The sequence below is a fragment of the Bacillus sp. OTU2372 genome (assembly GCF_038440275.1).
GTDB lineage: Bacteria > Bacillota > Bacilli > Bacillales > Cytobacillaceae > Neobacillus > Neobacillus bataviensis_B.
In genome coordinates this window covers 75,941-83,720 of sequence record NZ_JASATK010000020.1, presented here as the reverse complement: position 1 = coordinate 83,720, position 7,780 = coordinate 75,941, and the positions used below count along the sequence as shown (strand labels likewise).

8 protein-coding genes and 1 pseudogene are annotated in these 7,780 nt (G+C 39.2%); 2 read left to right on the top strand and 7 right to left on the bottom strand.

Annotated elements, in window-relative coordinates; all coding sequences use genetic code 11:
* Window positions 1-302: 302 nt before the first annotated feature.
* The 4 genes from AAHB15_RS23440 to AAHB15_RS23425 all read right to left on the bottom strand — a co-directional run bounded on the left by AAHB15_RS23440 (window position 303) and on the right by AAHB15_RS23425 (window position 3,590).
* Complete coding sequence (locus AAHB15_RS23440) at window positions 303-1,301, bottom strand: NADP-dependent oxidoreductase (protein ID WP_342043487.1); 999 nt, start codon at window positions 1,299-1,301, stop codon at window positions 303-305.
* A 305-nt stretch (window positions 1,302-1,606) separates the two neighbouring features.
* Window positions 1,607-1,774 carry a hypothetical protein gene (locus AAHB15_RS23435; protein WP_335573795.1) on the bottom strand — a complete coding sequence of 56 codons (168 nt, stop codon included), beginning with the start codon at window positions 1,772-1,774 and terminating at the stop codon, window positions 1,607-1,609.
* 158 nt (window positions 1,775-1,932) lie between these two features.
* Window positions 1,933-2,631 carry an SDR family oxidoreductase gene (locus tag AAHB15_RS23430; RefSeq protein ID WP_342043485.1) on the bottom strand — a complete coding sequence of 233 codons (699 nt, stop codon included), beginning with the start codon at window positions 2,629-2,631 and terminating at the stop codon, window positions 1,933-1,935.
* 380 nt (window positions 2,632-3,011) lie between these two features.
* Window positions 3,012-3,590 (bottom strand): TetR/AcrR family transcriptional regulator, encoded by a 579-nt coding sequence (locus AAHB15_RS23425; RefSeq protein WP_335573793.1) that lies wholly within the window; start codon window positions 3,588-3,590, stop codon window positions 3,012-3,014.
* Between the two features lie 485 nt (window positions 3,591-4,075).
* Here AAHB15_RS23425 and AAHB15_RS23420 point away from each other — a divergent pair, with 485 nt between their 5' ends.
* Together AAHB15_RS23420 and sinI are read left to right on the top strand one after the other, a co-directional pair.
* The gene (locus AAHB15_RS23420; protein WP_335573792.1) at window positions 4,076-4,813 is read left to right on the top strand and encodes an HAD family hydrolase; all 738 of its coding nucleotides are present in this window, start codon (window positions 4,076-4,078) and stop codon (window positions 4,811-4,813) included.
* 264 nt (window positions 4,814-5,077) lie between these two features.
* A pseudogene (gene sinI, locus AAHB15_RS30290) lies at window positions 5,078-5,161 on the top strand (DNA-binding anti-repressor SinI); the annotation flags it as partial.
* Between the two features lie 120 nt (window positions 5,162-5,281).
* Here the strand turns inward: sinI and AAHB15_RS23415 are convergent.
* From AAHB15_RS23415 to AAHB15_RS23405, 3 genes are all read right to left on the bottom strand, one after another.
* Window positions 5,282-5,584, bottom strand: a complete 303-nt coding sequence (locus AAHB15_RS23415) for a hypothetical protein (RefSeq protein ID WP_342043484.1) — start codon at window positions 5,582-5,584, stop codon at window positions 5,282-5,284.
* Window positions 5,585-6,247: 663 nt separating this feature from the next.
* Complete coding sequence (locus AAHB15_RS23410) at window positions 6,248-6,997, bottom strand: ABC transporter permease (RefSeq protein WP_144561793.1); 750 nt, start codon at window positions 6,995-6,997, stop codon at window positions 6,248-6,250.
* A complete protein-coding gene (locus AAHB15_RS23405; RefSeq protein ID WP_335573790.1) occupies window positions 6,998-7,759 on the bottom strand; it encodes an ABC transporter ATP-binding protein in 762 nt (253 codons plus the stop codon). It abuts the gene before it with no gap.
* Between the last annotated feature and the right edge of the window lie 21 nt (window positions 7,760-7,780).

The following is a 7,780-nucleotide window of genomic DNA, read 5'->3' as shown; positions in this document are numbered from 1 at the left end:
CCATTATGACTGGTTTCATATACGGCTTCTATCTTCGTAGCGCTAGGTTAAAGGAGCAAAGTTAAATTCTTCATCGATTGAATAGAAATAGGACTTCCATAATAGATTTCCAGCACTCTTTCAAGGGTGCTGTTTTATTTCCAAAGAAGGTCAATAACATAATTTTTTCAGTTGTGAGTCATCTCATAATTGAACTTCCCCGTTTGCGAAATAAATAAAAAGCTACCCTATTGGTAGCTGGAACTATAAAAGGAAAGCACCTTATAGTTTACAAGAGTTCTTCCACGTACTTAAATTTTAGATTAGAAGGTTACAATAACTTTGCCTTGTGAGTGTCCAGTAGAAACTTTTATTAATGCTTTGTTAATGTCATTAAAATTATAAATTGAATCAATAGAGGGCGTGATATTTTCTTTTTCAACAAGGTTAGTGATTTTTTGTAATTGACTGCCATTGGCTTGCACGAATAAAAAGTGATATTCATTTTTATGTTTACGTGCTAAAGAATCTACTCGAGCACCCACTAAACCAAACAATAGTTTTTTCCACACTGGAAAATTATTTTCAACCGCAAAGCGATAATTAGGTACGGCTTTTAATGATACTAATTTCCCTTGAGGCTTTAAAATACCAAGTTCTGCTTTTATCTCTTTTGCTCCCAAGGTGTCAATAACATAATCTATATCAGATAAAATGTTGGCATAGTTTTCCTCATGGTAATTTATGAATTTATCAGCGCCAATCGACAGTGTACGGGATCTACCTCTTTCACTGCCGCTTGTTATAACATATAACCCCATTGATTTGGCGATGGGGATTGCCATAGCACCAAAGCCGCCGGTTCCTCCAGGGATAAATAGCTTTTTGTTAGGCTGAGCATTGAGTACGTCATTTAATGCTTGATAAGCAGTCAAAGCAGTGAGAGGAACAGCGGCTGCTTCAATAAAGGATAGATTTTTAGGCAATATGGATATAGCATCTTCATTGACGACCGCATATTCAGCAAAAGCTCCAATTTGATTAACTGGCAACCTCGTATAAATGTGGTCACCAACGTGGAAGTTCTTAACATCTTTTCCAACAGCCTCAATAACTCCAGATAGTTCATTTCCTAAAGTTAATGGTAAATCATAATCAGAAATCATTCGAATACTTCCCTTTAAAATAAGGATATCTAATGGATTAACACCTGCTGCTTTTACTTTAACGAGTACCTCTCGGCTATTAAATTCTGGTATTTTAACATCATTCAATTCCACTTGAACTTCTTTTGAATATTTCTGCATTTGAGCAGCTCTCATTTTTTCATCCTCTTCCTTTACAATTTTTTGGTGCTTTTTCATTGAAATGCAATCTCTAGCGTTGAATGTAAGTGACTCAAAACAAAAACCAGTGCTTGAAGGGGTATATCCCAAGAATGCATCTAACGCTGCAAATACACCTAATTCACGCGTCAAGCACTGATTTTCAGGTTGAGCCAAAAAAGCAGCACAAACTTTTATTATATTAATTATCGAGACAGCTGTTTCCCATAATTTCTAATTTTGATGAAAGAATGGCGTACAATTTTTCAGTTGTACGCCATTCTTCACCTTATAAGCTATACTTACCCCTCTTGAGATTTTAATTCTTTCATTGTAGGATAATCCGTATAACCCATGCTTCCGTTACCACCAAAGAATGTTGTACGGTCTGCTTCATTCAAAGGAAACCCTTTTTTGAGACGTTCTACTAAATCCGGATTAGCTAATGACCATACACCAACTGGTGCCATATCAGCAACGTCATTATCAATATCTACTATTAGAATTTACTCCGATAAATTGATGAATTAGATAACCATTTGCTCAGAATTATGTTACCCATTGTATATGCATGTCCTTTTACCTTTTGTTTGAAATCTTGGACAAATCACTGTATTAGTAATTTGTATTAGGAGAGATGTGGGTATATCGCAGATACACCACCGGCAAAAGCTCTTTGAATCTTTCGGCTCACGTCATCAGCAACAATTTCAAAGCTGTCGGATTCTAATCCATCAATAGCAATTTTTGCGATATCCTCAGGGTTGGATTTGGGAACTTCTAAGCTCGATGTCATGTCTGTCTCCATGAAGCCTACATGTAATCCAGCTACTCTCACATTTTGAGGATAGAGATTTAAACGTAGGTCGTTTGTCAATGCCCACTCTGCCGCCTTTGCAGCAGTATAAGCCCCAACAGTTCCCGAACTGAACCAAGATAATGCGGAAAGAATATTCAGAATCGTTCCTCCCCCATTATTTGCTAGAATCGGTGCGAAAGTTCGAACCATGGAAAGTGTGCCAAAGAAATGCGTATTAAACTCCAAATGTATTTTATCGAGATCACCGTCAATCAAAGAAGCACCTGTAGACGATCCTGCATTGTTGATCAAAAGCGTAACATCCTTAGCGACCATAGCGGCTGCAGCTACATCTTGAGGATTAGTAATATCAAGCTTTACAGGAATTACACCGGGAATGTCAATGGACTCCGGATTTCTTGCACCAGCATAAACCTTAGCCCCTCTGGATAGAAGTTCAAGAGCTAAGTGGCGTCCAAAACCTCGGTTCGCGCCGGTGACAAATGCGACTTGTTCAGAAATTTTCATTTTTATATGCTCCTTTTATTATTTAATTTTGGTACAACAAAATGTCTTCCTCCTCAAAACTACGCTAGGAATGATTTCCTTAATGAGAAGTTTTGGACATAGGCGAGTCTCACTATACAGGAATGATCGTTCTAAAAAGTACAAAAGAATGATCCCTTTATGGAGAGAGCTTTAAGTAAGGCAAGACTTATATACGAGAACGACCATTCTAAAAAGCACAAAAGAATGATCCCTTCATGGAAAGAGCTTAAGTAAGGAAAGACTCATATACGAGAACGATCATTCTAAAAGATCCATAAGCAATGATATCTTCTTAGGAGTAAGCTTTACTACATCTCAGACTTACTCATATAGGAACTATTATTCTAAGAATAAAATAATTATTTATCTAAAAGTTTTATGGATAAATTGGCTATACCGTGTAGTTTTTCTTTTGGAGTGGAGGTTCTTGTCATTACCCTTAACCCAACACATACAGTATGCAGATGTTCCGCCAATTCGCCGGCATCGTAATCTGAGGTAAATTCTCCCTCCTCCTGCCCCCACAGAATAATATCCTTGAGTAGCTGCTCTGATAGTGTGAATGATTCAGTGGACTTTGAATCCACATCGGCATCGCGCATTGCCAATTCCACCGCCGAATTCACCATCAAACAGCCTGAAGGCGAGTTCTCTTCACCATATATCATGAAACTAAAAATAAACTGAAGAGCCTCTGATGCAGTCTTGGAGCGTTTAACTTCTCCCGTAAGCTCAGCACTGACTTTATCGCGAAATCGATCCATAGCTTTCAAAAACAGCGTATGTTTGTCGCCAAATGTATCATATAAACTTCTGCGATGGATTCCCATATGCTCGACCAGATCGGTCAAGGATGTCTTCTCATAACCTTGTTCCCAAAAGAGCTTCATCGCCTTGTCCAATACTACGTTCTCTTCGAATTCTTTGCTTCTTGCCATTCTATTTTCCTCCTCCCATCGTAAATATAACATATTGAGAACGTTCGGTAAAGAAAATAAGTTCATAATGCTTAGTCCAAATAAGGAACCTCCATATTCACTTCTTCTACATTTTAGCTGTCAGCATAACCTAAATCCCTTGAATACGTACTCCCCAAAATCTTACCAAAGGCTGATTTTAGGAAAACATACTTTTGTGGAATGGAACATTCTTCTCCATAGAAAATTTAAGAGTATTAAGTTCCTCAATAGTAGTTAATAAGAAAAGCAGTATTTCCATAAAGACATCCCTATTCATAAATCACTGTTCAGCTAAATGATTACTGTTTTTGTTTCGTTATTTACGATGAATACGGTCAAAAATCATACTGTATATATCTGTACATTAGTTGAATAACTCTGACACAATGCTTACTTTAATCAGTAATATTAACTTAATCTTAGTGGAACAATAGTTAAGCTATAATCTTGAAAAGGAGTAAAAAATGAAAAAACAAAACATTTTATTTAACCTTGATGATACATTATCATACTGTAATAGATATTTTAACCTGGTAATAGACGAATTCGCTGACCAAATGATGTCGTGGTTTGACACGATTACAGAGGAAGATATAAAACAGAAGCAGCTTCAACTTGATGTTGCAGCGATTAGTGAGCACGGTCTAAAGTCAGATCGGTTTCCTGAGTCATTTGTTGGAACTTATAAATACTATTGCGACTTAACTGAAAGGGAAAAGAAAAAAGATGAAATCCAATATTTAAGAGAGTTGGGTTTTAAGGTATTCGAGATCCCTGTTGAACCTATTCCATACATGAATGAAACGCTACAACGTTTAAAAGAAGAGGGACATGAATTATATTTGCACACAGGAGGAGATGAGGCTAATCAACGCAGAAAAATTACCCAGTTAGAATTGACTACATATTTTGAACATCGCATTTTTATTTCGGAACATAAAGATACAACAGCTCTATCCGATATTTTAAAAACCATTAAAGCAGACCCTAATGTAACATGGATGGTTGGGAATTCATTAAGAACTGATATTGTCCCAGCACTGGAAATGGATGTCCATGCAATCTACATTCCAGCAGAAGGTGAATGGCAATATAACATAGTTGAAGTTAACGTTGATCATAGTAGTGCTTTTTTAACTGTGGATTCACTTCAAGAAGTTCCTGATGTAATTGATAAACATATCCAAGATCAAATAATGTAAGTGGATAGGTAATACCCTTAGAAGTTTTTTACCTAGGAGGAATTGTCCTGCTCTAGACTAGCCAAGTACCTATAACAAGATAATCGTACTTTTTATATTTGAAATAGCAAGCACTCCATTATTTGGTCACGGTAGAGTGGATTAATTAAGAACGTTACTACTGCCCATCCGTCCAAATTAGACCCAATTTGTAAAGATATCTCAAAAGTATCATAAAAAAGGGGTGCTCTTTGTAAATAAAATAGCCCAGAAAAAGAATTAGACAAAGATTGGTTTGACCTCATTATGGAAGCTCGTAATTTAGGAATTTCTTTAGAAGAAATTAAAGTATTACTAAGTAAATCTTGACCCCTGTGGTCTATTTTTTTAAAATTTATTCGACAAAAAAGCTTTACCCTTTATTTGAGTAAAGCACCACTCGTGGAAGAATCCCATTATCTCTAATTCCAATAATATTAAAACTTTGCATTAGGTTTCAATTCTAATACCTTGTTTTTCGTATATTTTTATAGCAAATTCGGGGGCATATTTAGGAGAACTCCATTTTATTTTTTCTATGAAATCTTGATGACTTTCACTGTAGTTAATCCAATCAACAGTATCTATCGCAAATACTTGAAAATCTGTTTGAAAAGGAGTTTGACATTTACATTTTGGATTTGGGCAGCCTTGTATTGAAACAGGTTCTATACTCTCTGTTTCAGGATCTACTGTGTCCACATCAAGCCAATGAAAAAGTCCACAACCACAACAAAAATATTCTCTTTTCATTAAACCCTCCTTACCCATAAAAGAATCATTAAATAAAAATCCTAGTGATTTATTTTATAATAAAATACTCACTCATTTCTTAGATTGCTTTACCTATCCTTGGATAATTTGTTCCTCCTTTTCTTATCGGTTTAATTAATTGGATGTGTGATGCTGTGCTGGATTTACAAGTTATTCGGAAGAGTGAATTAAAAACGTTTCTGGATACATCCTCCTTATTATTTGATCCACTTCCATTAAAAGATATGAAGACTAGTTAGCGAAATGCCAGGTAATTATTACCATACAATGGTGTTAAAGGTTGGTTTTTTATAAGAATGAGAAAATGGTCAATAAGATTGAAAGGCAATTCTCAATAGTCCAATTGAAGGAATTCTATTTATACTAAACTGACCCGTGGACTCTTTACTGTCAATTTATCTATGAGCTTTATTCTTTTAATTTCTCCACCTGCGAAAGAGCACTACCCGCTGTAAATTCTTCTAAAGCATTATGGCAACCTCAAGTTGTATAAGTAATCGAGCCGTCACCAACCACACCATATTTGAGCGTTTCCATGATTTCATCGATGATTGCACCGCAGTTAACTAGCCTGCCATGTGTAGCAAATACATTTATCGGAGCGGCTGGACTATTGATTTGGCTAATCCCATAATGGTGTACTTACCCTAACTGGCGTTTAAATTCTTTACAGGCGATGAAGTAAGCGATGACCATAATGCCGACACACCAGGAAAGAGCGATCCAGATACCGTTGCCAACAGACCCTTCATACAAGAGGGCACGAATTGCATTTACGATTGAAGTCACGGGCTGGTTCTCAGCGAACGCACGGACAATTTTAGGCATGGTTTCGGTGGGGACAAAGGCCGAACTGATAAACGGCAGGAAAATCAGCGGGTACGAGTAGGCTGTCGCCCCTTCCATAGACCCCGCTCTCAATCCGGGAATGACCGCCAGCCATGTCAGCGCCAGCGTAAACAGCCCGAGTATCCCAGCTACCGCGAGCCAATCCAGGATATCAGCGCTGGAACGGAAGCCCATCAAGAGTGCGACGAGGATAACCACCACGACAGTAAGCGCATTGGAAACAAGCGAAGTCAACACGTGAGCCCACAATACCGATGAGCGCTTGATGGGCATGGTAATGAAACGCGCCATCAGCCCGCTCTTTACATCCGTAAACAGCCGCAAGGAAGTGTAAGCGACGCCGGATGCGATAGCCATCAGCAAGATTCCCGGCAATAAATAATTGACGTAGTTGTCCGTGCCTGTCTCTATGGCGCCGCCAAAAACGTAGACAAAAAGCAGCATCATCATAATCGGCGTAATCGCCACCGTGATAATCGTATCAGGGCTGCGCATGATGTTGCGCATTAAACGTCCTAGTAATACCCCTGTTTTGCTTTTCATTTACATCTCCTCCTTTTTGCCGATGATCGCGAGGAAAATTTCCTCCAATGTCGGCTGCTTCTCAATGTACTCCACTTTCGCTGGCGGGAACATCTCTTTGAGTTCGGTAAGGGTACCGGTCGTGATGATTTTTCCGCCATGCAGGATAGCAATACGGTCCGCCAGCTGTTCGGCTTCCTCCAGGTACTGGGTCGTCAGCAAGATGGTCGTACCGCCGCGGGCAAATTCCTTGACGGTATCCCAGACTTCAATCCTCGCTTCGGGGTCAAGCCCTGTCGTCGGTTCGTCGAGAAAAATGACTGCTGGCGTCCCAATCAGGCTCATGGCGATGTCAAGCCGGCGCTTCATTCCGCCAGAATACTTATCTGCCCGGCGGTTGGCCGCATCAGTCAGGCTGAATCTTGCAAGCAGATTGTCAGCGACTTGAGCGGGATTGGAAACTCCCCGCAACTTGGCGATCATCATCAGGTTTTCCCTTCCTGTGAGCATGCCGTCTAAAGCTGCGAACTGCCCTGTCAGGCTGATACTCTGGCGAACATGATCCGGTTGACGCTGGATGTCAAAGCCGCAAATACCGACTTCGCCGCCATCAGGCTTCATCAGCGTTGAGAGGATGTTGACCGTCGTCGTCTTGCCCGCTCCATTTGAGCCCAGCAGTGCGAAAATTTCGCCACGCCGCACCTCAAAATCCACCCCCTTTAATACCTCCTTATCTTTAAAAGATTTTTTTAACCCTTTTACAGAAATCGCTATATTGCTCATACTTTATTCCTCCTTATAAAA